The following is a 24,996-nucleotide window of genomic DNA, read 5'->3' on the forward strand; positions in this document are numbered from 1 at the left end:
CCTGCCGGGGCATTGTCGTCAATACCGAACCAATTTTTCCATCGCCGCATCCGCCAGAAACGAGGAGCGGCTTTTGACGTTGTGCTCGCGCACATAACGGTCGATTCGCTGGATCACGTAACCGGGCAGCGTCACATTGACCTTTTCGGTCTTGCCCAGATACGGCGAGATATCCAGCTCCAGCATGCCCCAGCCCATCTCGGCGAATTCCGGGTTATTGCGATGTGCCGCCGCCGAGGTCGGCAACGGGATCGAATGTCCATCCGCCGCAATCTCTTGCAGCATGATGTGTGCAATCTCTACCGCTGCGTTGTAGGCATCTTCAAAGGTATCCCCGGCCGTTACGGCGCCAGGAATATCGGGGATCTGAATACCAATGGCGGTGCTCTCATCGCCCCACTCGATGCAGATTGGATATTGCATTATGGATCTCCTTCATAACTGGCTGGCGGGTTGTACAACCCAGCACGCCTCCTGATGCTTTTGACCGTTCCCAATGGCAGATCCTTTTTCGGATGCGGGACGGGAATCGTGTTCGGGTTGTAACGGTGCCTGAAGATGTGATGACTGCCGGTGACACGATCCAGCGTCCAGCCTGCTTCCTCCAGTTCCTTGATCAATAACCTGCTTTGCACCAATCGCCTCCTTGCCAAGGCCCGTTAAAAATAACTCTAGAGTTATCTTTACTCAAGCACAGGAATAGGCAGAACGACGTCTGGTTGTTTTACAGGGTGTGATTGAAACCGCTAAACCCTGAGCTTTGTGCAGCACTTCCATGAGCAATTTCTGTGCGCACCCAACAGGCACACAGCAAAACGGCGATCCGAAGATCGCCGTTTTCATTTACTGCCCGAATTTCTTGCCCAACCCCGGAGGCACGCCATGGATGTTGGTGTCTTCCCATGGGCCGTTGGGGCTGACCGCGCGGCTCCAGCCGTTGTTCCAGCGGTAGTAGGTGCGCTGGCGATAGAACGTATTGGTCTGATCGTCGAGCACGTAGACGCCAAGTTTCTGATCCCAGTGGCTGTTGCCGCCCGGTGGTGGGGCGAAGCTGGCCGAGGTGCGCGGCACCGGTTTTGCCGGTTTGGCCGGGATGCTTTTGCCTGGCGTCGGCGAAGTCGACGGGGTCGGGCTTGGCTGTGAGGGCGGAATCGGCGGCAGGTTGGTGGTCGGTTCCGGGCGTTGCACCGCACACGCACTCATGCCCAGGGCCAGTGTAAGGACTGTGATTCGGGCGATGGTGTGCATGTCGGTGCTTTCCTCTGGTGCCGGTTATTTATCCGGGCTGTCGATGGTCAGTTTTTGCGGCGCGGTGGTGCTGCTGGGCAAAGGCCCGCTGCGACCGACCCATTCGCCAGCAGTCGGCTGGCCGGCACGGGAGATGCGCGCAACCAGTTGGACTTCAGGGAAGTTCGACAGTTTCAACTGCGGCATCATCGCGTCGGCATCGCCCAGCTCAACAGTCACCGGCAGATCAGCCACGGTCAGGCGCTTGGCCGCCAATGGCGCCGGCGGACCGGACGTGGCGCGGGCGAAAATGAACACGCTGTCGCCCGGTTGCACTTTGCCTTTGAGTTCGCTGGCCAGATCGACGCGGACCTTCAACAATGCGGCTTTCGGCGCTGTGGCCTCAGCGACTGTGCCGCCACTGGCCTTGAGACGCTCGGCTGCACGTTCGATCCCGCCTTGCAGCGCGGCCCGGGATTTGTCGTCCGGTGGCAGTTGCGCCAGCAAGCGGTTCCAGTAATCGATGGCTTGCTGATAACGCTCGCCTTCAAACGCGGCGATGCCGAGCAGGCCGAGGCTGGTCACTTCTTTCGGATCAGCCTTCAGTGCTTCGTCGGTCAAGGCCTGAATCTTGTCCGACCACTTTTTACCGTCGGCAAAATACTGTGCCTGCGCCCACTGACCAAGCAACTCCGGTTGGCGACCGGCGAGGCTGGCAGCGCGTTCGAACATCTTCGCCGCGTCCGCCGGACGCTCCTGAGCCATGTAAGTACGGCCGAGGAAGTAGAGGCCTTCAGCGGAATCCGGTTGCGCCGCAACGGCGCGCTCCAGACGCTGGGTCATCTCTTCCATCGACTGCGGCGCCTGGGCAAATTCGCGGGTCAGTTCAACCTTGTCGGCGGCGCCGAAGTGCAAGTACAGCGCCAGGCCCAATACCGGCACCAACACGGCAGCCAGCAGCGGCAACGGCTTGCCCAGTCGGGACACCCGCGGCGCGGTAACGCCTTCGGTATCGGCAAGTAACTCGCGCGCCGCTTCAGCGCGGCCGCTGTCCATTTGCACGGCATCGAGTACGCCTTCGGCCTGTTGCGTTTGCAACTCGGCAACGCGCTCCTGATAGAGCGCGACGTTCAGGGCAGTTCGATCCTCTTCACGCTGGGCGCGACGTTCACGCAACACCGGGATCAGCAGAAAACTCAGGGCGACCAGAAGCAACAGCCCTGCGGCAAGCCAGAAATCAATCATTCTTGGTTTTTATCCAACAGTTGGTCGAGGCGCTGACGTTCTTCGGCAGACAGCGATTGCGGTGTCTGGGCGCGTTGTCCGCGACGGCGGCGGACGATCACGGCGATCACCACAAAACCACCGAGCAGCAGACCGGCCGGGCCAAACCACAGCAGCGCGGTCTTGGCGTTCAGCGCGGGTTTGTAGCGGACGAAATCACCGTAGCGATCGACCATGAAGTCGATGATCTGCTGATTGTCCTTGCCCTCGCCCAGCATGCGGAAAATCTCTTTGCGCAGGTCAGCGGCAATCGGTGCATTGGAGTCTGCAATGTCCTGATTCTGGCACTTGGGGCAACGCAGTTCCTTGGTCAGTTCGCGGAAACGCTCGCGGTCACCTTCTTTGGCAAACTCGTAAGTGTCGATGGCCGCGTGAGCCACGCCGACCAGACTCAAACCCAGCATCAGGGCAGCTAAAAAGCGCTTCATGGCTTGGCCTCATCGACCAGCGCCTGGTACTTGGCCGCGAGTTTTTCGCGCCAGACCTGCTCGTCGATCACACCGACATACTTGTCGCGGATGATGCCCTTGGCGTCGATGAAAAAGGTTTCCGGCGCGCCATAAACACCGAGGTTCAAGCCCAGCGAGCCTTCGTCGTCACGGATGTCGAGCTGATAAGGATTGTGGAACTCGGCCAGCCACTTCAAGGCATCGGCGTTGGTGTCCTTGTAGTTGATGCCGTAGATCACCACCCCGCGCTCGGCGAGCTTGTTCAGCACCGGATGCTCGACCCGACAGGAAATGCACCAGGTGCCCCAGACGTTGACCAGTGCCGGTTTGCCGAGAATATCGGCTTTGGTCAGGGTTTTATCACCCTGCACGTTTGGCAGGGAAAACTCCGGAAATGGCTTGTTGATCATCGCCGACGGCAGTTCGGCCGGATCAAGGTACAGACCGCGATAAAGGAATACCGCCACCAGCAGAAAAATCGCCAGGGGCACCAGCATCAACCAACGTCTCATGCAGCCGCTCCTTCCATGCCCAGTGCTTCACGCACACGGGCTTTAACCTTGACTCGGTAGCGTCGATCCATCGCCGCCAGCAACCCGCCGAAACCGGTCAGCAAGCCGCCGAACCAGATCCAGCGCACGAACGGTTTGACGTGTACGCGCACCGCCCACGCGCCGTTTTCCAGCGGTTCACCCAATGCGACGTAGAGGTCACGGGTAAAACCGGCGTCGATCCCGGCTTCGGTCATCACCGAGTTCTGCACGGTGTATAGACGCTTCTCAGGGTGCAGCACGCTGATTTCCTTGCCGTCACGGATCACGCGGATGGTGCCTTTGTCGGACGTGAAGTTCGGCCCTTCGAAGTGCTTGGCGCCTTCGAACACGAATTGGTAACCGCCCAGATCCATCGACTCGCCCGGTGCCAGACGCAGGTCGCGCTCGGCACTGTTCTGGCTCGACAACACCACGCCCAACGCGCAAACGGCGATACCGAGGTGAGCGATCTGCATGCCCCAGTAGCTGCGAGTCAGGGTTGGCAGGCCTTTGATCAGGCCTTTGTGGCGCGTCTTGTCGAAGATGTCGCGCACACCGGCGAGCAATACCCACGCGGCGAGCAGGAAGGTGGCGATCACCGCCCAGTTGAAATCGCCGTAAGCAATACCGGCGATCACGGCCAGCGCAACGCTGCCGAGCAGCACCGGGGCCAGCATGTTCAGCAGCCATTTCACCGGAGTGTCTTTCCAGCGCACGAGCATGCCCACCGCCATCACCATCATCAACAGCGCCATCAACGGAATAAACAGCGCGTTGAAGTACGGCGGCCCGACCGACAGTTTGGCGCCGCTCAGGGCATCGAGAATGAGCGGGTACAAGGTACCAAGCAGGATCATTGACGCCGCCACGACCAGCACCAAGTTGTTGCCCAGCAGCAGTGTTTCACGCGACCACAGGTTGAATCCGACCTGGCTTTTTACGACCGGCGCGCGCAACGCAAACAGGGTCAGCGAACCACCGACGACAAACAGCAGGAAGATCAGGATGAACACACCGCGCTCCGGGTCGGATGCAAATGCATGCACCGAAGTCAGCACACCGGAACGCACCAGGAACGTACCGAGCAGGCTCAGCGAGAAAGCGGCAATCGCCAGCAACACCGTCCAGCTTTTAAACACGCCACGTTTTTCGGTAACCGCCAGCGAGTGAATCAGCGCGGTGCCGACCAGCCATGGCATGAACGAGGCGTTTTCCACCGGGTCCCAGAACCACCAGCCGCCCCAGCCGAGTTCGTAGTAAGCCCACCACGACCCGAGGGTGATACCGATACCGAGAAAGGCCCAGGCAACGATAGTCCAGGGACGCGACCAGCGCGCCCACGCCGCATCAAGACGACCCCCCATCAATGCCGCGATGGCAAACGCGAACGCCACCGAAAACCCGACGTAACCCATGTACAACATCGGCGGATGAACGATCAGGCCGATGTCTTGCAACAACGGGTTCAGGTCGGCGCCATCGCTGGGCATTTGCGGCAGGATGCGTTTGAACGGGTTGGACGTGAGGATCAGGAACAGCAGGAAACCGGTGCTGATCATGCCCATCACTGCCAGCACGCGGGCGAGCATGACTTGCGGCAACTGGCGCGAGAATACCGACACGGCGAACGTCCAGCCGCCGAGGATCAATGCCCACAGCAGCAACGAGCCTTCGTGGGCGCCCCACACCGCGCTGAATTTGTAATACCACGGCAACGCGCTGTTGGAGTTGTTGGCCACATAGGCGACGGAGAAGTCATCGGCCATGAATGCGTAGGTCAGGCAGCCGAAGGCGAACAGCAGAAACGCGAACTGCCCCCACGCGGCCGGCTGGGCCAGACTCATCCAGAAGCGATCACCGCGCCAGGCACCGACCAAGGGCACCACGGCCTGCACCAGCGCAAAACACAGCGCCAGAATCATCGCCAGATGGCCGAGCTCGGGAATAAAGATTGCGGAAGTCATCAATCAACTCTCCTTCGCTGGGGTCGGGGCGGATTGACCGCTGTCTTTCAACGCTTTGGTCACTTCCGGCGGCATGTACTTCTCGTCATGCTTGGCCAGCACTTCATCGGCGACGACGACACCGTCGGCGTCGAGCTTGCCCAGGGCGACAATGCCCTGCCCTTCGCGAAACAGGTCCGGAAGGATGCCGCGATAGGTGATGGTCACGGACTTCTTGAAATCGGTGACGACGAATCTGACGTCCAGCGAGTCCGGGGAGCGTTGCAGGGAACCGGCCTCCACCATGCCGCCGGCGCGAATGCGCGTACCCTGTGGGGCTTCGCCATTGGCGATCTGGGTTGGCGTGTAAAACAGGTTGATGTTTTCCTGCAGCGCACTCAAGGCCAGGCCGACGGCAGCGCCGACCCCGACCAGAATTGCCAGAATGATGATCAGACGCTTTTTACGCAGCGGATTCACTTGCCGTTCTCCCGGCGCAGACGACGCGCCTCTTGTTGCAGATAGCGCTTGCGGGCGGCAATGGGCGCCGCGACGTTGAGGACCAGTACCGCCAGACAGATGCCGTAGGCGGACCAGACATACAGGCCATGATGGCCCATGGCGAGGAAGTCGCCGAACGAAGCAAAACTCATCGCGCGCCCTCCAGACTGTTCTGCACTTCTTCTTTCACCCAACTGGCGCGGGCTTCGCGCTTGAGCACTTCGAGGCGCATGCGCAGCAACAACACGGCGCCGAAGAAGCAGTAGAAACCCAACACTGTCAGCAACAGCGGCAGCCACATTTCGACGGGCATTGCCGGTTTTTCAGTGAGGGTGAACGTCGCGCCCTGGTGCAGGGTGTTCCACCACTCCACCGAGTACTTGATGATCGGGATGTTGATCACACCGACGATGGCCAACACCGCGCAGGCCTTGGCGGCGCTGTCGCGGTTGCTGATCGCGTTGCCCAGCGCGATCAGGCCGAAGTACAGGAACAGCAGAATCAGCATTGACGTCAGGCGCGCATCCCAGACCCACCACGAGCCCCACGTCGGTTTGCCCCAGATCGCCCCGGTGACCAGCGCCACGGCGGTCATCCACGCGCCGATCGGTGCGGCGCATTGCAGGGCGACGTCGGCCAGTTTCATCTTCCACACCAGACCCACCACACCGCACACCGCCAACATCACGTAAATCGACTGAGCGAGCATCGCGGCGGGCACGTGAATGTAGATGATGCGAAAGCTGTTGCCTTGCTGATAATCCGGCGGCGCGAAGGCCAGGCCCCAGACAACGCCGACACCAATCAGCAGCAACGCTGCAATGCTCAACCACGGCAAAAACTTGCTGCTGATGCCGTAGAACCACTTGGGCGAGCCGAGCTTGTGAAACCAGGTCCAGTTCATACTGTATCCATCACGGGTGCCGCTCATCGGTGTGAGCTGGCATTTGGGTCATGCCTTTCCTGAAAAAAGCGGTTAATTTTTAACCAGACCTCATTATTATTCGCCGACGCTGATCTTCAGGCCAGCCGCTATTGCAAAGGGTGTCAGGGTTATCGCCAGGGCGGTCAGGCTCCCAAGCCACAGCAGATAACCGGTCGCCGGCATGCCTTGCAAGGCTGCCTGCAAGGCGCCACTGCCGAGGATCAACACCGGGATGTAAAACGGCAGAATCAGCAGCGCCAGCAACAGGCCGCCACGCTTCAAACCCACAGTCAACGCCGCACCCACCGCGCCGAGCAAGCTCAGCACCGGGGTACCCAGTAGCAATGACAGCAGCAATACCGGCAGGCAGGCAGCAGGCAAACCGAGCATCAACGCCAGCAAGGGTGAGAGCAAAACCAGCGCCAGCCCGGAAAAGAGCCAGTGTGCCAGCACCTTGGCCAAAACCAGAAGTGGCAGCGGGTGCGACGAAAGGACCCACTGCTCCAGAGAGCCGTCTTCGAAATCACTGCGGAAAAGCCCGTCCAGCGAGAGCAGCACGGATAAAAGCGCCGCCACCCAGACTAACCCCGGGGACAGGTTTTGCAACACTTGAGTTTCCGGGCCGACGGCCAGCGGGAACAAGGCGATGACGATGGCAAAGAAAATCAGTGGATTGGCCAGCTCCGCCGGGCGGCGAAACAGCAGTCGGGATTCACGGGCAACCAGCAGGCCGAAAACACTCATACTGCCCAGCTCCCCAAATCGATGTCGCGATAACCCGAAGGCATCCGTGTCAGGGTGTGGTGCGTGGTCAACACCACCAGACCGCCGCGCTCACAGTGTCCGGCCAGATGTTCTTCGAGTTGCGCCACGCCCTGCTTGTCGAGGGCGGTAAACGGCTCATCGAGAATCCACAGCGGCGGGCTATCGAGATACAGGCGGGCCAGCGCCACGCGACGTTGTTGGCCGGCAGAAAGACTGTGGCAGGGAACATCTTCGAAGCCGCGCAATCCTACTGCTGCCAAGGCTTGCCAGATGGCGTCGCGTTCGGCGGGATGATGCAGGGCGCAGAGCCACGACAGGTTCTCTTCCGGGGTCAACAAGTCCTTGATCCCGGCGGCATGGCCGATCCATAACAGATTGCGCGCCAGTTCACTGCGTTGCTCGGTCAAGGGCTGACCATTGAGCAGGACCTGACCTTCGGTCGGCTGCATCAGACCGGCCAGCAAACGCAGCAAACTGGTTTTACCGCTGCCGTTAGGGCCGCTGATCTGCACCATATCGCCGCTGACGAGTCGCAATTCGAGATTTTCGAAGAGCAGCCTCAGATCACGTTCACACGCAAGGGCAACGGTTTGCAGGACAGGACTGGTCAAGGGATCACGGGCCTTATACGGTTCAAGTCGGCTCTGGTGCGGCCGTTAAAGAGATGCAGCATAAATGCAATGACGGCTCGATCTAGAGAGCTGCGTCAAACAATTGCTATGTTTTTTGAACGAAGCGCAAGACGGGCGGCATTATACATGTCGTGCCTTACTCTCAAGAGTGCAATTTCCTCAGGTTGTGTCCGCGTATGACAGGCGAAATGAACATCCTCCCGCTCCCGACGACCACCCCGGCGACCGTTCGCCCGCAGGTCGGTGAGTTGCTCAAGCTGCTGACACCGGTCGAAGGCTTGATCGGGACCGGCCAGAGCGCCAAAGCTGAGGTGTTGTCGCTCAAGCAGGCGGATCAGACGTTTGAACTGCTGCTCAAGGTAACGCTGGACAGCGGTCGCCAGACCACCGTGCAAGCGACCAGCAATTTACCGCTGGCGCAAGGCACCAGTCTGGCGATTACCCAGCCGTCTGCCGGTAACCTGGCAATTACCGTGCAACAGGCCATTGCCAGCAGCGTCGCCACCCTCACCCGCATCGATACTGCGCAACTGCCGGTGGGCACCCTGCTGCAAGGCAAAGTGCTGACCTCGCAGGTGCTCCCGCAAACGCCGGGGCAAGCGACGGTGTTTCGTTCGATGGTCAGCCTGCTCAATACCGCCTTGAGCGGCAGCACATTGACCGTCGACAGCCCGCAGCCACTGCGCATTGGCACCCTGCTCTCGGCGTTGGTCGAAGATTCGCAAACGTTGAAATTCCTGCCGCTGAGCAACCGTCAGGAGCAATTGGCGGTGAGCCAGCAACTGCTCGGCCAGCAAAGTCGTCAGGCTTCGTTGACCGGTTTGATGAACGCGCTGCAAAACCTGCCAGCCAACACCGATCAAACGTCCACGGATTTACGCGCTGCGGTAGATCGCCTGCTCGCCAGCCTGCCGAATGTGCAACAACTGAGCACCGCCAAAGGCGTCGCACAGGCCTTGGCCAACAGCGGGATGTTTCTCGAAGCCAAACTGCTGACCGGACAAACCCCGACGCTGGCGCCGGACATGAAAGCCGATCTGCTCAAACTGGTCGCGCAACTGACACCGGGCCTGCCGAGCAGCACCAATTTCAACGCCATCATCGCCGCCAACACCCTCGCGCAGGCGATGCCGAGTTTCGTACGCAACGCCCTCGGCATGCTCGGCCAGGTCAGCGCCAAACCGCTGCCCAGCAGCTTCCCGCTGCCCGACCGTTTGCTGCAAAGCCAGGACGGCGAAGGTGATCTGGAGCACTTGCTGCGCCTCGCGGCTGCTGCCGTATCGCGCTTGCAAAGCCATCAGTTGTCGAGCCTGGAACAGACGGGCGTCACCGATGACGGCCGGCTGCTCAGCACCTGGCAGCTGGAAATTCCCATGCGCAACCTGCAAGACATCGTGCCGTTGCAGGTCAAGTTCCAGCGTGAGGAAGCGCCGGAGAAAGAACCGCAACCGAACGAGCGCCGCGACGAACGCGAGCCGAAACAGCAACTGTGGCGCGTCGATCTGGCGTTCGACATGGAACCGCTCGGGCCGATGCAGATTCAGGCGCAATTGATCGCCGGCAGCCTATCGGGCCAGCTGTGGGCCGAACGGCCGTACACCGCCGATCTGATCGAAAACAACCTGTTCGCGCTGCGCCAGCGCCTGCTGGATCGTGGGCTCAACGTGGGTGATATCGACTGCCACCACGGCACCCCGCCACAAGGCAATCAAACCCGTCTCGACCACCGCTGGGTTGATGAAACCGCATGAATGACGCCACCGCTCCACGCCAGGCCATCGCCCTCAAATACGACGGCAACCACGCACCGACGCTCACCGCCAAAGGTGACGACGAACTGGCCGAAGAAATCCTGCGGATCGCCCGCGACTGTGAAGTGCCGATCTATGAGAACGCCGAACTGGTGAGGCTGTTGGCGCGAATGGAATTGGGCGACAGCATTCCCGAAGAGCTGTACCGCACCATCGCCGAGATCATCGCGTTTGCGTGGAATCTGAAGGGGAAATTCCCCGAGGGACACGACCCGGATGCGCCGATGGTCGAGAAGGATGTCACAGAGCGCGGCGATGATTATTAGGCCGTAAAAGCAAAGATCGCAGCCTTCGGCAGCTCCTACAGGGAAATGCGAATTCCGATGTAGGAGCTGCCGAAGGCTGCGATCTTTTGATCTTGCTTGCTTCAGTTCTTGTGTAGCTTGCGCATCAACTCCGCCTCAGCCTGGGTCAAGCCGCAGGACTGAGTCAGTTCATCAACGCTCGCGCCCATCCCCACCAGTTTCGCCGCTTGGGCGAACGACAGGCTGGATGGATCACGCTGTTCCAGCTGAACGATTTTGTCCGGCAACGGGCCGACGACCGCACGCAGTTCGTGCAGGGCGTCGCCCATGCGCACATTGCCGTTCTGATAATCGTCAACGCGCTTGGCCAGTTCCTTGATGCGCTGATCACGCAGCGCATCGCCCTCGGCCTGTTGCGCAGCGATCACCCGCTGCGCCTTGATGTACGCCAGAAACATTGCCAGCGTGCCTGCCCAGAAGAGGAACAGGACAATGACCGCCACTTCGAGAATCAATCAGATGTTCTCCAGGTCCGACCACTCTTCTTCGCTCATCATCTTGTCCAGCTCGACCAGGATCAGCAACTCGTTGTTCTTGTTGCACACGCCCTGGATGAACTTGGCCGACTCTTCGTTACCGACGTTTGGCGCCGTTTCGATTTCCGACTGACGCAGGTAAACCACTTCGGCCACGCTGTCGACCATGATGCCGACGACTTGCTTGTCGGCTTCGATGATGACGATACGGGTGTTGTCGCTGATCTGGCCGGTGCTCAGGCCGAAGCGCTGACGGGTGTCGATCACGGTGACCACGTTACCGCGCAGGTTGATGATGCCCAGCACGTAGCTTGGCGCACCCGGCACCGGAGCGATCTCGGTGTAGCGCAGCACTTCCTGAACGCGCATCACGTTGATGCCGTAGGTTTCGTTGTCCAGCTTGAAGGTCACCCATTGCAGGATCGGATCTTCAGAACCCTTTGCCGCCGTCGCCTTGTCGTTCATACCCTAGCCCCTCGAAGTACCGCCACTGGCGGTGTATGTTCCGTGCCCCGCCATGCGTATGCCGGTGCTTGTCTGTTATGTAAGTGTTAAATCGGTTTGTGGTTCGGCTTACTGCCGGGCATGTGCTTTGCCCCGCCGCTGGCGATCAACTCCGCAAGAGCTGCGACATCGAGCAAGGCGCACATGTGTTCAATCACGGTGCCGGCAAGCCATGGCCGCTGACCCCGATGACTTCTCCATTTGATTTCATTCGGATCAAGACGCAACGAACGACTGACCTGATGCACCGCCAGGCCCCACTCGTAACCTTGTACCGAAATCACGTACTGCAAGCCCTGACGGAAATCATCGCGATAGCGATCCGGCATGACCCAGCGCGCGGTGTCCAACACTTTCAGGTTGCCGGCCTGGCTCGGCAGAATCCCGAGGAACCATTCCGGCTGACCGAACAGCGGCGTCAACTCGTGACCGGCCAGCGAGTAGATCGAACCCAGGCAGACCAGTGGCACGGCCAGAGTCAATCCGGCGACATCGAACAGCAGGCATTCGAAGGCTTCGGAGGCCCAGGCCGGACGGCCGTCGGTGTCGACCGGCGGCGGTGTGTTGCTTGGCGGCAGATGCACTTCCACCAGCGGCGTGACGAGCGCTTGAACAACCGGTTCGGCGGCTGGCGCTTCTGGCTCTGGCTCGACGGGTTCAGGCACGGCTTGCAGCAACTGCGTTTGCAGAAGCGGCGCAAGGGTCGATACCACGCGCACAGGTTCAGCTGTTTCGAGCAACACCACGGGCGCCTTGGCCACCGGGGCGGGCGCAGCGACCGGCGCAACAGGTCTGGCCGCTTTCTCGGCGTCGCGCGCCTGCTCTTCAAGCACCGCCGCCTGGAACTCATCCAGCGCTTCGGCGCTTTCAATCACCTCAGGCTGGGAAGCGACCTGCTCCGGCAACTCGTCCGGGATTTCCTCCAACAAACTGTCCAGATAGGACTGCAACGCCATCTGCGGCCTGGATGTCAGCTTCACCGGCCGATTCATACACAACCCCCTGTAGGCGCTGCGGAACGCTGCGATCTTTTGATCTTTTCAGAAGCGCGACAAAGCCCGATCAAAAGATCGCAGCCTGCGGCAGTTCCTACACAGGACAAAATCATCTCAAGCCACCTGCGCAACAAGTTGTTGCGCCAACAAATGCTTGAGCAGCGCGCGGTAAGCCAGCACGCCACGACTCTTGCCGTCGAATTGCGAAGGCGTGACACCCGCGCGGCTGGCGTCGCGCAGACGCGTATCGACCGGGATGTAGCCCTGCCAAATATCGTCGGGAAATTTGTCGCGCAGCACGCGCAAGGTGCTCATCGACGCTTGAGTACGGCGGTCGAACAACGTCGGCACGATGCTGAACGGCAGCGCCTGTTTGCGTGAGCGGTTGATCATTGCCAATGTGTTGACCATGCGCTCCAGGCCTTTGACGGCCAGGTGCTCGGTCTGTACCGGGATCACCAGTTGCTGGCTCGCCGCAAGGGCGTTGACCATCAGCACGCCGAGCAACGGCGGGCTGTCGATGACCGCGTAATCAAAGTCCTGCCACAACTGCGCCAGACTCTTGGCGATCACCAGCCCCAGGCCACTTTGCCCGGGCGACTGGCGCTCGAGCGTTGCCAGCGCGGTGCTCGATGGCAGCAGGGAAATGCGTTCGTCACTGGTCGACAGCAGCAACTGCCCGGGCAAGCCTTGCGGCACGCTGCCCTTGTGCAGGAACAGGTCATAGTTGCTGTGTTCCAGGCTGTCGGGATCGTAGCCGAAATAGCTGGTCATCGAGCCATGCGGGTCGAGATCGACCACGACCACGCGCTTGCCCGCCTCGGCCAGCAATCCGGCTAAAGCGATGGAAGAGGTGGTTTTACCGACCCCACCCTTTTGATTGGCGACTGCCCAGACTCTCATTCAGTTCGTTCCTCTCGACCGAGATGCTCGGCCGAGACATGGCTCAGCGTATTAATGCGGGTGACGGAGAATTGACGGCACTCTCGCGTCCCGGCGTCTTGACCGGGGTCGGTGCAGTTTGTGTGCCAGCGCGCTTCAGGGCGGCGTCCGGTTGCGCATGAGCGGTTCCGGTACCGGTCAGGCTGCGGCGCACATCCAGATTGCGCGACACCACCAGCACCACGCGACGGTTTTTGCCCCGGCCTTCGGCGGTAGCGTTATTGGCTACCGGCTGGAACTCGCCGTAGCCCACCGAAGCCAGTCGACCAGGGTTGACGCCCTGCATCGCCAGCATGCGCACGATGCTCGCCGAGCGCGCCGAGGACAGTTCCCAGTTGGTCGGGTACTGCGCGGTGCGGATCGGCTGATTGTCGGTAAAACCTTCGACGTGAATCGGGTTGTCGAACGGTTTGAGGATCGCTGCAACCTTGTCGATGATAGTGAAGGCGATGTCGCTCGGCATGGCGTCGCCGCTGCCGAACAACAGGCTGGAGTTGAGTTCGATCTCGACCCACAACTCATTGCCGCGCACCGTCATCTGGTTGGAGCTGATCAGGTCACCGAATGCGGCGCTGATGTCGTCGGCGATGCTCTTCAGCGGATCGCTGGCGCCGGCGATACCGGCGTCAACCTGCTCGGCGTCCTTGACCAGCGGCTTGGCCGGGGTCACGGTCTTCGGTCGCTCGTCGCCAATCTGGATCGGCTTGAGCGCGCGATCGGAGTCGGTAAAGACCCCGACCAGCGCTTCGGAAATTTCCTTGTACTTGCCTTCGTTGATCGACGAGATCGAGTACATCACCACGAAGAAAGCGAACAGCAGCGTAATGAAGTCGGCGTAGGACACGAGCCAGCGCTCGTGATTAACGTGTTCTTCCTGATGCCTGCGACGAGCCATAGTCCATTACCCCCATCAATCCATGAAGCCCTGAAGCTTCAGCTCGATAGAACGCGGGTTTTCACCTTCGGCGATCGACAGGATCCCTTCCAACAACATTTCGCGATAACGCGACTGCCGTAACGCGATGGACTTCAGTTTGGCCGCTACGGGCAACAGGATCAGGTTGGCACTGGCCACACCATAGATCGTCGCAACGAACGCCACGGCGATGCCGCTGCCCAGTTGCGTCGGGTCGGCGAGGTTGCCCATCACGTGGATCAGGCCCATCACCGCGCCGATGATGCCGATGGTTGGCGCGTAGCCGCCCATGCTTTCAAAGACTTTGGCGGCTTCGATATCGCGCGCTTCCTGGGTGTAAAAATCCACTTCGAGGATACTGCGGATCGCTTCCGGCTCGGCGCCATCGACCAGCAGTTGCAGGCCTTTGCGCGAGTAGTTGTCAGGTTCGGCGTCAGCCACCCCTTCCAGCCCGAGCAAGCCTTCCTTGCGTGCGGTGAGGCTCCAGTTGACCACGCGGTCGATGCCGCCAGCCAGGTCCACGCGTGGCGGAAAGAAGATCCACGCGAGGATCTGCATCGCGCGTTTGAACGCGCTCATCGGCGATTGCAACAGCGCGGCACCGATGGTGCCGCCTATTACGATCAGTGCCGCCGGGCCGTTGGCCAGCGCACCGAGGTGACCACCTTCCAGGTAGTTGCCGCCGATGATGGCGACGAACGCCATGATGATCCCGATAAGGCTTAGAACATCCATCAGATACACGCCTCGACGATGTGCTTGCCGATGTCGTCCAGACCGTACACCGCGTCAGCGAGGTCGGCTTTGACGATGGCCATCGGCATGCCGTAGATCACGCAGCTTGCCTCATCCTGGGCCCACACCGAACTGCCGCCCTGCTTGAGCAGGCGCGCGCCTTCACGGCCGTCGGCACCCATGCCGGTCAGCACGACCGCCAGAACTTTGTCGCCGTACGACTTGGCCGCAGAACCGAAGGTGATGTCCACGCACGGCTTGTAATTCAGGCGCTCGTCGCCGGGCAGGATTTTCACCGCGCCACGGCCGTCGATCATCATTTGCTTGCCACCCGGCGCCAGCAGCGCCAGCCCCGGACGCAGGATGTCACCATCCTCGGCCTCTTTGACGCTGATGCGGCAGAGCTTGTCCAGACGTTCGGCAAAGGCTTTGGTGAACGCCGCCGGCATATGCTGGATCAGCACGATCGGCGCCGGGAAATTCGCCGGCAACTGAGTCAGCACGCGTTGCAGCGCAACCGGGCCACCTGTCGATGTACCGATAGCGACCAGTTTGTAGGCCTTGCGTTTTGGTGCCGGCGACGAAGCACTGGCTGCCGGCGCGCGGGTCGGCGCCGGAGCAGGTGCCGGACGTGCCGGCGCGCTGCTGGTGTGGCTGCCATGGCCGCTGAAACTCGACGCAGCCGGGGCCGGCGTCGGCGCAGGGGCTGGAGCAGCAACAGGTGCAGGCGCGCTGTAGGCACTGAAACGACGATTACTGCGCGAGATGCTATGCACCTTTTCGCACAGCAGTTGCTTGACCTTCTCGGGATTACGCGAGATGTCTTCGAAATTCTTCGGCAGAAAATCCACCGCGCCGGCGTCCAGCGCATCCAGGGTTACCCGGGCGCCTTCGTGGGTCAGCGAGGAGAACATCAACACCGGGGTCGGGCAGCGCTGCATGATGTGCCGCACTGCCGTGATGCCGTCCATCATTGGCATCTCGTAGTCCATGGTGATCACGTCAGGCTTGAGCGCCATAGCCTGATCGATCGCCTCTTTACCGTTGGTTGCCGTACCGACAACCTGGATGCTCGGATCCGCTGAAAGAATTTCCGAGACGCGGCGGCGGAAAAAACCCGAATCGTCCACCACCAGGACTTTGACTGCCATAAACACTCCATTAGGTGCAGCGGAGCGTCATCGCCCCGCCGCCCCGGATTCAAATACGCCGTGCGGCGTAACGCTTGAGCATGCTCGGAACATCAAGGATCAGTGCGATACGGCCGTCACCAGTGATGGTGGCGCCGGACATGCCCGGAGTGCCCTGAAGCATTTTGCCCAATGGCTTGATGACCACTTCTTCCTGGCCAACCAGTTGATCGACGACGAAGCCGATCCGCTGGGTGCCCACCGAAAGGATCACCACATGGCCTTCGCGCTGCTCTTCGTGAGCGGCGGAGCTGACCAGCCAGCGCTTGAGGTAGAACAATGGCAAGGCCTTGTCCCGCACGATCACCACTTCCTGACCGTCGACGACGTTGGTGGTCGACAGGTCGAGGTGGAAGATTTCGTTGACGTTGACCAGCGGGAACGCAAACGCCTGATTGCCCAGCATGACCATCAGCGTCGGCATGATCGCCAAGGTCAACGGCACCTTGATGACGATCTTCGAGCCCTGGCCCTTGGTCGAGTAGATGTTGATCGAACCGTTGAGCTGGGAAATCTTGGTCTTCACCACGTCCATGCCGACACCGCGGCCGGACACGTCGGAGATCTCGGTCTTGGTCGAGAACCCAGGGGCGAAGATCAGGTTGTAGCACTCGGTATCGCTCAGGCGATCGGCTGCATCCTTGTCCATCACACCGCGTTTCACCGCGATGGCGCGCAGGACGTTCGGGTCCATGCCTTTGCCGTCATCGGAAATCGACAGCAGGATGTGATCGCCTTCCTGCTCGGCGGCCAGCACCACTTTACCGCCACGGGCCTTGCCCGAAGCTTCGCGTTCTTCCGGCGACTCGATGCCGTGGTCGACCGCGTTGCGCACCAAGTGGACCAGCGGATCGGCCAGGGCCTCGACAAGGTTTTTGTCGAGGTCGGTTTCTTCGCCGACCAGTTCCAGGTTGATTTCTTTCTTGAGCTGACGAGCCAGATCGCGAACCAGACGCGGGAAGCGCCCGAAGACCTTCTTGATCGGTTGCATCCGCGTTTTCATCACCGCAGTCTGCAAGTCAGCCGTGACCACGTCGAGGTTCGACACAGCCTTTTGCATGGCTTCGTCGCCGCTGTTCAGGCCCAGGCGCACCAGACGGTTACGCACCAGCACCAGCTCGCCGACCATGTTCATGATTTCGTCGAGACGTGCAGTGTCGACCCGCACGGTGGTTTCGGCTTCGCTGGCCGGTTTTTCCGGCGGTGGCGCGGCTGGCGCACGGGCCGGAGCCGGTGCAGCAGCGGCCGCCGGTTTTGGCGATTCGGCTTTCGGCGCAGGCGTGGGCGCTGCGGCCGGGGCCTTGGCGGCAGGTTTTGCGACGGCGGCAGTGCTGCCGGCAGACGCAGTCCCTACCTCAGTGAACTTGCCTTTGCCGTGCAATTCGTCGAGCAGCGATTCGAATTCGTGATCACTGATCAGATCGCTGCCAGCCGCAGCCGCTGCCGGAGCAGCAGGCGCAGGCACCGCGGCAATCGCCGATTCCAGCGCATCAACGGCAAAGTTGCCCTTGCCGTGCAACTGGTCGAGCAGCGCTTCGAATTCGTCGTCGGTGATGTCCGAGCTGTCGCCCTTGGCCGGTGCCGCAGGGGCCGGTGCCGCTGGAGCCACCGCATCAACCGCGAACTGACCTTTGCCGTGCAGTTGATCGAGCAACGACTCGAACTCGGCATCGGTGATTTCATCGCTGGCCGCTTCAGTTGCAGCAGGCGCAGCGGCCGCCGCCGGGGCTTCGGCCTGAGCCTTGACGGCGTTCAGCGAGTCCAGCAACTGTTCAAATTCGTTATCGGTGATGTCGCCCGAATCGCTTTCGGCAACCGGTGCCTCAACGACTTCTTCAACCGCTACGGCATCAGCCGATTGCGGTTCGGCCAGACGCGCCAGGGCAGCCAGCAGCTCAGGCGTAGCCGCCGTAATCGGGCTGCGCTCGCGCACTTCGGTGAACATGCCGTTCACCGCGTCCAGTGCTTCGAGCACAACGTCCATCAGTTCTGAATCAACGCGACGCTCACCCTTGCGCAGGATGTCGAACACGTTTTCGGCGATGTGACAGCACTCAACCAGCTCATTGAGCTGAAGGAAGCCGGCGCCCCCTTTTACAGTGTGGAAACCGCGAAAAATTGCGTTGAGCAGATCAGCATCATCCGGGCGGCTTTCCAGCTCGACCAATTGTTCTGACAGTTGCTCAAGAATCTCGCCGGCCTCAACCAGGAAATCCTGAAGGATCTCTTCATCGGCGCCGAAGCTCATTAAGGGGGTGCTCCTAACAGGTCTAAAAACCTAAACTTCAAAATCCAAGGCTGGATAGCAAATCGTCCACATCGTCCTGACCGGACACAACGTCTTCTCGTTTATCGGCATGAATCTGCGGACCTTCACCCTGCGAGAGATGTTTTTGTGGATCTTTTTCAGCGAGCATCGCCGTACGGTCATGTTCGATGCCCGCAAAGCGGTCCACCTGACTGGCCATGAGCACGAGTTTGAGCAAATTGCTTTCGACTTCGGTGACCAGTTGGGTCACACGCTTGATGACCTGACCGGTGAGGTCCTGATAATCCTGAGCCAGCAGGATGTCGTTCAGATTGCTCGACACCGCACGGTTGCCCGTGCTGCTGCGTGACAGAAAACCGTCGACCCGGCGCGCCAGTTCGCGGAACTCTTCAGCCCCGACCTCACGACGCATGAAACGACCCCAATCGGTACTCAAGGCCTGGGCTTCTTCAGCCAGACCATTGACCACCGGCGTGGCGCTTTCCACCAGATCCATGGTGCGGTTGGCCGCGGCTTCCGTCAGCTTGACCACATAGCCCAGGCGTTCGGTGGCGTCGGTAATTTGCGACACTTCCTCGGCCTGCGGCATGTTCGGATCAATCTGGAAATTGACGATCGCACTGTGCAGTTCACGTGTGAGCTTGCCAACTTCCTGGTACAGGCCACGGTCACGGGTCTGATTGAGCTCATGGATCAATTGCACAGCGTCGCCGAACCTGCCCTTTTCAAGGCTTTCGACCAGTTCGACCGCATGTTTTTTCAGGGTCGATTCAAAATCGCCCTGTGAAGATTCGTTGTGGTCCATAGCTCCCCCGTGGCGCAGTTTCTCAACCGATGCGTTCGAAAATCTTCTCGATCTTGTCTTTCAACGCCTGGGCCGTGAAGGGTTTCACCACATAGCCGTTTACACCGGCCTGGGCTGCTTCAATGATCTGTTCGCGCTTGGCTTCAGCGGTCACCATCAGCACTGGCAGGTGCTTGAGTTTTTCATCGGCGCGCACGTGACGCAGCAGGTCGATACCGGTCATGCCCGGCATGTTCCAGTCCGTTACCAGAAAGTCGATGCTGCCGCTGTTGAGAACCGGAATGGCGGTAATGCCATCGTCAGCCTCGACGGTGTTGGTGAACCCCAGATCGCGCAGCAGGTTCTTGATGATCCGCCGCATCGTTGAGAAGTCATCAACGATGAGGATTTTCATGTTCTTGTCCAATTCGACCTCCAAGCAGTCTTAAACGCGCCCAGCACCTGGACGCGCCATTTCATTCAATCCGGCGTAACACTCAAAGACTGTCTGGAGCACAACAGAGCAAGACCGGTGCCGTTCATCACCGCACCAGCCTCGTTCGCAGTGTCCCCACACTGCCTTCAGCGCGCTCGCCACTCCCCCAAACGCCCCCGCAAACGGGCCGCGCACTGGCTGTGTAACTGGCTGACCCGCGATTCACTGACGCCAAGGACTTCACCGATCTCCTTGAGGTTCAGCTCTTCGTCGTAGTACAGCGCCAACACCAGTCGCTCACGCTCCGGCAAATTGGCAATCGCGTCCGCCAGCGCTGCCTGGAAGCGTTCATCTTCCAGATCGCGTGACGGCTCAAGATGAGCACTCGCGCCATCCTCGTGCAGCCCTTCGTGTTCGCCGTCCTGCAACAGGTCGTCGAAACTGAACAAGCGGCTGCCCAGGGTGTCATTCAAAATCCCGTAATAATCGTCGAGACTCAATTGGAGTTCGGCCGCAACTTCGTGATCTTTAGCATCACGGCCGGTTTTAGCTTCAATCGAGCGAATTGCGTCGCTGACCATACGGGTATTGCGGTGAACCGAGCGTGGCGCCCAGTCCCCTTTGCGCACTTCGTCGAGCATCGCGCCGCGGATTCGAATGCCCGCGTACGTTTCGAAACTGGCGCCTTTGCTGGCGTCATATTTGGTCGAGACTTCGAGCAGGCCGATCATTCCGGCCTGGATCAGATCCTCGACCTGCACACTCGCCGGCAACCGTGCCAGCAAGTGGTAGGCAATACGTTTGACCAGTGGCGCGTAACGCTCGATCAACTCGTACTGCGCATCACGTGCCGACTTCTTGTAGTAGTTCATACCGCTTGCGGTCATATGACAGGCCCTGCCGTTTGCTGCACGAGACGCTCGACGAAGAATTCAAGGTGGCCGCGCGGGTTGGCAGGCAGCGGCCAGGTATCGACCTTCTGTGCGATTGCCTTGAACGCCAGTGCGCACTTGGAACGGGGGAAGGCTTCATAGACCGCACGTTGTTTCTGCACGGCCTTGCGTACGCTTTCGTCGTAAGGCACGGCGCCGACGTATTGTAGGGCCACGTCAAGAAAGCGATCCGTGACCTTGGTCAACTTGGCGAACAGGTTGCGCCCTTCCTGCGGGCTCTGCGCCATGTTGGCCAGAACGCGGAAGCGGTTCATGCCGTAATCGCGGTTGAGCAACTTGATCAGCGCGTAAGCGTCGGTGATCGAAGTCGGCTCGTCGCAGACCACCAGCAACACTTCTTGCGCGGCGCGTACGAAACTGACTACCGAGTCACCAATGCCCGCAGCGGTGTCGATCACCAGGACGTCGAGATTGTCGCCGATGTCGCTGAACGCCTGAATCAGACCGGCATGCTGAGCCGGGCTCAGATGCACCATGCTCTGAGTGCCCGACGCAGCCGGCACGATGCGAATTCCGCCCGGGCCTTGCAACAGCACGTCGCGCAATTCGCAGCGGCCTTCGATCACGTCGGCCAAGGTGCGTTTGGGCGTCAGGCCCAACAGAACGTCGACGTTCGCCAGTCCCAGATCGGCGTCCAGCAGCATGACCCGACGGCCAAGCTCTGCCAGCGCAAGAGACAAGTTCACTGACACGTTAGTCTTGCCGACGCCACCTTTGCCGCCGGTCACCGCGATAACCTGTACGGGATGCATGCTGCCCATGTTATTTCTTTACCTTGTCTTGCATAGACGGAGGCCACATTACTGGCTGCGCGTTCACAAACGGAACAATGCATGGCAGACCATCGATGTAGGTACAAAAACTGTTCATGATTACCTCAGCCTACCTGCTTGGTCGGGCTGTGATAGATATCAGCGAACATGTCAGCCATGGCTTCTTCGCTGGGTTCTTCCTGCATTTGCACGCTGACGGCGCGGCTGACCAGTTGATGACGGCGCGGCAGATGCAAATCATCCGGAATCCGTGGGCCATCGGTCAGATACGCGACCGGCAATTCATGACTGATCGCCAGGCTCAACACTTCGCCAAGGCTAGCCGTTTCATCCAGTTTAGTCAGGATGCACCCGGAGAGCCCGCAACGCTTGTAACTGTGATAAGCGGCGGTTAGAACCTGTTTCTGGCTGGTGGTTGCCAGCACGAGATAATTTTTTGAACGGATGCCACGCCCGGCCAGACTTTCGAGCTGCATACGCAGTGCCGGATCGCTGGCCTGCAGGCCGGCGGTATCGATCAGCACCACGCGTTTGCGCAGCAGCGGGTCCAGGGCCTGTACCAGCGACTGCCCCGGATCGACGTGCGTTACCGGCACGTTGAGGATCCGGCCCAGGGTCTTCAGTTGTTCCTGAGCGCCGATGCGGAAGCTGTCCATGCTCACCAGCGCGACATTCTGCGCGCCGTACTTGAGCACGTAGCGGGCAGCAAGCTTGGCAAGCGTGGTGGTCTTGCCCATGCCGGCAGGGCCGACCATGGCAATCACACCCCCCTCTTCCAGCGGCTCGACCTCCGGTACGGCAATCATCCGCGCCAGATGCGCCAGCAGCATGCGCCAGGCCTGACGAGGTTCTTCGATATCCGTGACCATCGCCAGCAGGTCGCGCGACAACGGGCCGGACAGGCCGATCCGTTGCAGACGGCGATACAGGTTGGCTTGCGCCGGGCGGCTGCCCTGCAGCTGATTCCAGGCGAGGGTGCCGAGCTGAACTTCCATCAGCTCGCGCAGGCTGTTCAATTCAAAACGCATCGAATCCAGTGCACGCGGATCAATCCCGCCGGACGATTGCGCAGGTGCCGGGGCCGGACGCGCCGGGGCCGCGTAAGTCGGCTCGCTCAACGGTTCGGCAGCGGTCAGCGGCAGGCCGGCCGTCATTGGCAAACCGGCGAACAACTGGCGATTGGTGTCGCCATCGGCTTCGCCGCGAAGGCTCAATTCGGCCTGGGCGGTGACGATGCGCGACTGGGTCTTGCGCAGCTCGTCTTCGAGTTCCATGTTCGGAACCCGTGGCGCGAGCGCCGACAACGTGTAATCCAGCGCCGCCGTCAGTTCGACGCCGCCGGCAATGCGGCGGTTGCCAATGATGGCGGCATCAGCGCCCAGCTCATCACGAACCAGCTTCATGGCCTGACGCATATCGGCGGCGAAAAAACGCTTAACTTGCATAAACCACTACCTCAGCCGTTGGGCCCTACTGTCGCAACGATGGTCACTTGCTTGTTGTCCGGTATTTCCTGGTAGGCCAGCACGTGCAATCCAGGGACTGCCAGGCGGCCAAAGCGCGAGAGCATCGCGCGGATCGGGCCGGCTACCAAGAGGATGACCGGCTGACCTTGCATTTCCTGCCGCTGCGCCGCTTCGATCAACGAACGCTGCAGCTTCTCGGCCATGCTTGGTTCCAGCAGGACACCCTCTTCCGAGCCTTGTCCTGCCTTCTGCAGACTATTGAGCAATATCTGTTCCAACCTTGGCTCCAGAGTGATAACAGGTAGCTCAGACTCCGTGCCTACAATGCTTTGGACGATTGCGCGAGATACGCCGACCCGCACAGCAGCCACCAACGCGGCGGTATCTTGACTCTTCGCGGCGTTGTTGGCGATGGCTTCGGCAATGCTACGGATATCGCGTACTGGCACATGCTCGGCCAGCAACGCTTGCAGCACCTTGAGCAACTGCGACAACGAAACCACGCCCGGCACCAGCTCTTCCGCCAGTTTTGGCGAGCTTTTGGCCAGCAATTGCATGAGTTGCTGCACTTCCTCGTGGCCAATCAGCTCGCTGGAGTGCTTGTACAGAATCTGGTTCAAGTGCGTCGCGACCACGGTGCTCGCATCCACAACGGTATAACCCAACGATTGTGCCTGCGCGCGCTGGCTGATTTCGATCCACACCGCTTCCAGACCGAAAGCCGGATCTTTGGCGTTGATACCGTTGAGCGCGCCATAGACCTGGCCAGGGTTGATCGCCAGTTCGCGATCCGGGTAAATCTCGGCTTCGGCCAGGATCACCCCCATCAAGGTCAGGCGATACGCGCTCGGCGCCAGATCGAGGTTGTCACGAATGTGCACAGTGGGCATCAGGAAGCCCAGATCCTGCGACAGCTTCTTGCGCACGCCCTTGATCCGCGCCAGCAATTGCCCGCCCTGATTGCGATCCACCAGCGGGATCAGGCGATAGCCGACTTCCAGGCCGATCATGTCGATCGGGGTCACGTCGTCCCAGCCAAGCTCTTTGGTTTCCATGGCGCGGGCCGGCGATGGCAGCAATTCCTGCTGACGCTTGACCTCTTCCAGCGCGACGACTTTGGCCACGTTCTGTTTTTTCCAGAACAGGTACGCGGCGCCGCCGGCCAGTGCGGCCATGCTCAGGAAGGAGAAGTGCGGCATGCCCGGCACCAGGCCCATGACCGCCATCAGACCGGCAGCCACCGCCAGCGCTTTCGGCGAGGCGAACATCTGGCGATTGATCTGCTTGCCCATGTCTTCCGAACCGGAAGCACGGGTCACCATGATCGCCGCCGCTGTCGATAACAACAGTGATGGCAATTGCGCCACCAAACCGTCACCGATGGTCAGCAAGGCGTAAACCCGGCCAGCGTCACCGAAGCTCATGTTGTGCTGGAAAATACCGACGGCCATACCGCCGATGAGGTTGATGAACAGAATCAGCAGGCCGGCGATGGCGTCACCACGGACGAATTTGCTCGCACCGTCCATGGAACCGTAGAACTCGGCCTCTTGGGCGACTTCCTGACGGCGCGACTTGGCCTGGTTCTGGTCGATCAGACCGGCGTTGAGGTCGGCGTCGATCGCCATTTGTTTGCCGGGCATCGCATCGAGGGTGAAACGTGCGCTCACCTCGGAAATTCGCCCGGCACCCTTGGTCACCACGACAAAGTTGATGATCATCAAAATCGCGAAAACCACGATACCGACCACGTAGTTACCGCCGATCACCACCTCACCGAAGGCCTGGATCACCTTACCGGCGGCGGCGTGGCCGTCCTGACCGTGGAGCATCACCACCCGCGTCGATGCCACGTTCAACGCCAGCCGCATCAGCGTCGCCACCAGCAGGATGGTCGGGAACACCGCAAAATCCAGTGGCCGCAGGGCGTAAACGCACACCAGCAGCACGACGATGGACAAGGCGATGTTGAAGGTGAAAAACACGTCCAGCAGGAACGGCGGAATCGGCAACATCATCATTGCCAACATGACCAGCAGCAACAACGGCACGCCCAGATTGCCTCGACTGAGGTCGGCAACGTTTGAGCGAGCACTGTTGAGTAACTGAGAGCGATCCACCGGTTTTCCCCGTTCCTTTAAAGCAAACTTTTGACGCCCAGAACGGACGTACGGCGGCTATT

General features: G+C 60.3%; 28 protein-coding genes. 2 read left to right on the forward strand and 26 right to left on the reverse strand.

The window, feature by feature from the left end; translation table 11 throughout:
- Window positions 1–18: 18 nt before the first annotated feature.
- From AB4P91_RS24765 to ccmA, 12 genes are all read right to left on the reverse strand, one after another.
- Window positions 19–423, reverse strand: coding sequence for a type II toxin-antitoxin system HicB family antitoxin (locus tag AB4P91_RS24765; protein WP_150594229.1), 405 nt, complete (start codon window positions 421–423; stop codon window positions 19–21).
- Complete coding sequence (locus tag AB4P91_RS24770; protein WP_150597143.1) at window positions 423–635, reverse strand: type II toxin-antitoxin system HicA family toxin; 213 nt, start codon at window positions 633–635, stop codon at window positions 423–425. Before AB4P91_RS24770 ends, AB4P91_RS24765 begins: the two co-directional genes overlap by 1 nt.
- A 208-nt stretch (window positions 636–843) precedes the next feature.
- Window positions 844–1,248, reverse strand: coding sequence for a hypothetical protein (locus tag AB4P91_RS24775; protein ID WP_150594231.1), 405 nt, complete (start codon window positions 1,246–1,248; stop codon window positions 844–846).
- 24 nt (window positions 1,249–1,272) lie between these two features.
- Complete coding sequence (gene ccmI / locus AB4P91_RS24780) at window positions 1,273–2,472, reverse strand: c-type cytochrome biogenesis protein CcmI (protein ID WP_150597144.1); 1,200 nt, start codon at window positions 2,470–2,472, stop codon at window positions 1,273–1,275.
- Window positions 2,469–2,939 carry a cytochrome c-type biogenesis protein gene (locus tag AB4P91_RS24785; protein WP_395603901.1) on the reverse strand — a complete coding sequence of 157 codons (471 nt, stop codon included), beginning with the start codon at window positions 2,937–2,939 and terminating at the stop codon, window positions 2,469–2,471. Before AB4P91_RS24785 ends, ccmI begins: the two co-directional genes overlap by 4 nt.
- Window positions 2,936–3,472 carry a DsbE family thiol:disulfide interchange protein gene (locus tag AB4P91_RS24790; RefSeq protein ID WP_150594234.1) on the reverse strand — a complete coding sequence of 179 codons (537 nt, stop codon included), beginning with the start codon at window positions 3,470–3,472 and terminating at the stop codon, window positions 2,936–2,938. Before AB4P91_RS24790 ends, AB4P91_RS24785 begins: the two co-directional genes overlap by 4 nt.
- Window positions 3,469–5,457 carry a heme lyase CcmF/NrfE family subunit gene (locus AB4P91_RS24795; protein WP_115147811.1) on the reverse strand — a complete coding sequence of 663 codons (1,989 nt, stop codon included), beginning with the start codon at window positions 5,455–5,457 and terminating at the stop codon, window positions 3,469–3,471. Before AB4P91_RS24795 ends, AB4P91_RS24790 begins: the two co-directional genes overlap by 4 nt.
- 3 nt (window positions 5,458–5,460) lie before the next feature.
- Window positions 5,461–5,916 (reverse strand): cytochrome c maturation protein CcmE, encoded by a 456-nt coding sequence (gene ccmE, locus AB4P91_RS24800; protein ID WP_150597147.1) that lies wholly within the window; start codon window positions 5,914–5,916, stop codon window positions 5,461–5,463.
- Window positions 5,913–6,089, reverse strand: coding sequence for a heme exporter protein CcmD (gene ccmD / locus AB4P91_RS24805; protein WP_007959239.1), 177 nt, complete (start codon window positions 6,087–6,089; stop codon window positions 5,913–5,915). Before ccmD ends, ccmE begins: the two co-directional genes overlap by 4 nt.
- Window positions 6,086–6,841 (reverse strand): heme ABC transporter permease, encoded by a 756-nt coding sequence (locus AB4P91_RS24810; protein WP_042558258.1) that lies wholly within the window; start codon window positions 6,839–6,841, stop codon window positions 6,086–6,088. Before AB4P91_RS24810 ends, ccmD begins: the two co-directional genes overlap by 4 nt.
- Before the next feature lie 96 nt (window positions 6,842–6,937).
- Window positions 6,938–7,606: a heme exporter protein CcmB gene (gene ccmB / locus AB4P91_RS24815; protein WP_395603902.1), complete on the reverse strand. Its 669-nt coding sequence runs from the start codon at window positions 7,604–7,606 to the stop codon at window positions 6,938–6,940.
- Complete coding sequence (gene ccmA / locus AB4P91_RS24820) at window positions 7,603–8,238, reverse strand: cytochrome c biogenesis heme-transporting ATPase CcmA (protein WP_042558256.1); 636 nt, start codon at window positions 8,236–8,238, stop codon at window positions 7,603–7,605. Before ccmA ends, ccmB begins: the two co-directional genes overlap by 4 nt.
- A 197-nt stretch (window positions 8,239–8,435) precedes the next feature.
- Here ccmA and AB4P91_RS24825 point away from each other — a divergent pair, with 197 nt between their 5' ends.
- Window positions 8,436–10,010 (forward strand): flagellar hook-length control protein FliK, encoded by a 1,575-nt coding sequence (locus AB4P91_RS24825; RefSeq protein WP_150687869.1) that lies wholly within the window; start codon window positions 8,436–8,438, stop codon window positions 10,008–10,010.
- Window positions 10,007–10,336: an EscU/YscU/HrcU family type III secretion system export apparatus switch protein gene (locus AB4P91_RS24830; RefSeq protein ID WP_210700838.1), complete on the forward strand. Its 330-nt coding sequence runs from the start codon at window positions 10,007–10,009 to the stop codon at window positions 10,334–10,336. The genes AB4P91_RS24825 and AB4P91_RS24830 overlap by 4 nt, the downstream gene beginning before the upstream one ends.
- Before the next feature lie 101 nt (window positions 10,337–10,437).
- On the opposite strand, the gene AB4P91_RS24835 is transcribed toward AB4P91_RS24830, so the two are convergent.
- From AB4P91_RS24835 to flhA, 14 genes are all read right to left on the reverse strand, one after another.
- Complete coding sequence (locus AB4P91_RS24835; RefSeq protein WP_395603903.1) at window positions 10,438–10,830, reverse strand: DUF2802 domain-containing protein; 393 nt, start codon at window positions 10,828–10,830, stop codon at window positions 10,438–10,440.
- Window positions 10,831–11,316 (reverse strand): chemotaxis protein CheW, encoded by a 486-nt coding sequence (locus tag AB4P91_RS24840; protein WP_395603904.1) that lies wholly within the window; start codon window positions 11,314–11,316, stop codon window positions 10,831–10,833.
- Window positions 11,317–11,402: 86 nt separating this feature from the next.
- Entirely contained in the window at window positions 11,403–12,347 is a 945-nt protein-coding gene (locus tag AB4P91_RS24845) for a CheW domain-containing protein (RefSeq protein ID WP_395603905.1), read from the reverse strand.
- Window positions 12,348–12,464: 117 nt separating this feature from the next.
- Entirely contained in the window at window positions 12,465–13,253 is a 789-nt protein-coding gene (locus tag AB4P91_RS24850; protein ID WP_042558249.1) for a ParA family protein, read from the reverse strand.
- 43 nt (window positions 13,254–13,296) lie between these two features.
- Window positions 13,297–14,187 carry a flagellar motor protein MotD gene (motD, locus tag AB4P91_RS24855; RefSeq protein ID WP_150594240.1) on the reverse strand — a complete coding sequence of 297 codons (891 nt, stop codon included), beginning with the start codon at window positions 14,185–14,187 and terminating at the stop codon, window positions 13,297–13,299.
- Between the two features lie 15 nt (window positions 14,188–14,202).
- On the reverse strand, window positions 14,203–14,943 hold the full coding sequence (locus AB4P91_RS24860) for a flagellar motor protein (RefSeq protein WP_047300280.1): 741 nt from the start codon (window positions 14,941–14,943) through the stop codon (window positions 14,203–14,205).
- Window positions 14,943–16,094: a chemotaxis response regulator protein-glutamate methylesterase gene (locus tag AB4P91_RS24865; protein WP_395603906.1), complete on the reverse strand. Its 1,152-nt coding sequence runs from the start codon at window positions 16,092–16,094 to the stop codon at window positions 14,943–14,945. Before AB4P91_RS24865 ends, AB4P91_RS24860 begins: the two co-directional genes overlap by 1 nt.
- A 49-nt stretch (window positions 16,095–16,143) precedes the next feature.
- Entirely contained in the window at window positions 16,144–18,381 is a 2,238-nt protein-coding gene (locus tag AB4P91_RS24870; protein WP_150594242.1) for a chemotaxis protein CheA, read from the reverse strand.
- A 37-nt stretch (window positions 18,382–18,418) separates the two neighbouring features.
- Entirely contained in the window at window positions 18,419–19,207 is a 789-nt protein-coding gene (locus AB4P91_RS24875) for a protein phosphatase CheZ (RefSeq protein ID WP_395603907.1), read from the reverse strand.
- A 22-nt stretch (window positions 19,208–19,229) separates the two neighbouring features.
- Complete coding sequence (locus AB4P91_RS24880) at window positions 19,230–19,601, reverse strand: chemotaxis response regulator CheY (RefSeq protein ID WP_008072643.1); 372 nt, start codon at window positions 19,599–19,601, stop codon at window positions 19,230–19,232.
- A 167-nt stretch (window positions 19,602–19,768) separates the two neighbouring features.
- On the reverse strand, window positions 19,769–20,509 hold the full coding sequence (gene fliA / locus AB4P91_RS24885) for an RNA polymerase sigma factor FliA (RefSeq protein WP_007920004.1): 741 nt from the start codon (window positions 20,507–20,509) through the stop codon (window positions 19,769–19,771).
- On the reverse strand, window positions 20,506–21,336 hold the full coding sequence (fleN, locus tag AB4P91_RS24890; protein ID WP_016771060.1) for a flagellar synthesis regulator FleN: 831 nt from the start codon (window positions 21,334–21,336) through the stop codon (window positions 20,506–20,508). The genes fliA and fleN overlap by 4 nt, the downstream gene beginning before the upstream one ends.
- Before the next feature lie 116 nt (window positions 21,337–21,452).
- The gene (gene flhF / locus AB4P91_RS24895) at window positions 21,453–22,793 is read right to left on the reverse strand and encodes a flagellar biosynthesis protein FlhF (protein WP_150594244.1); all 1,341 of its coding nucleotides are present in this window, start codon (window positions 22,791–22,793) and stop codon (window positions 21,453–21,455) included.
- 11 nt (window positions 22,794–22,804) lie between these two features.
- Window positions 22,805–24,934, reverse strand: coding sequence for a flagellar biosynthesis protein FlhA (gene flhA, locus AB4P91_RS24900; protein ID WP_042558242.1), 2,130 nt, complete (start codon window positions 24,932–24,934; stop codon window positions 22,805–22,807).
- Window positions 24,935–24,996 lie beyond the last annotated feature (62 nt).

Source organism: Pseudomonas sp. B21128, from assembly GCF_044218865.1.
In the GTDB taxonomy this organism is placed as follows: Bacteria; Pseudomonadota; Gammaproteobacteria; order Pseudomonadales; family Pseudomonadaceae; genus Aquipseudomonas; species Aquipseudomonas iridis.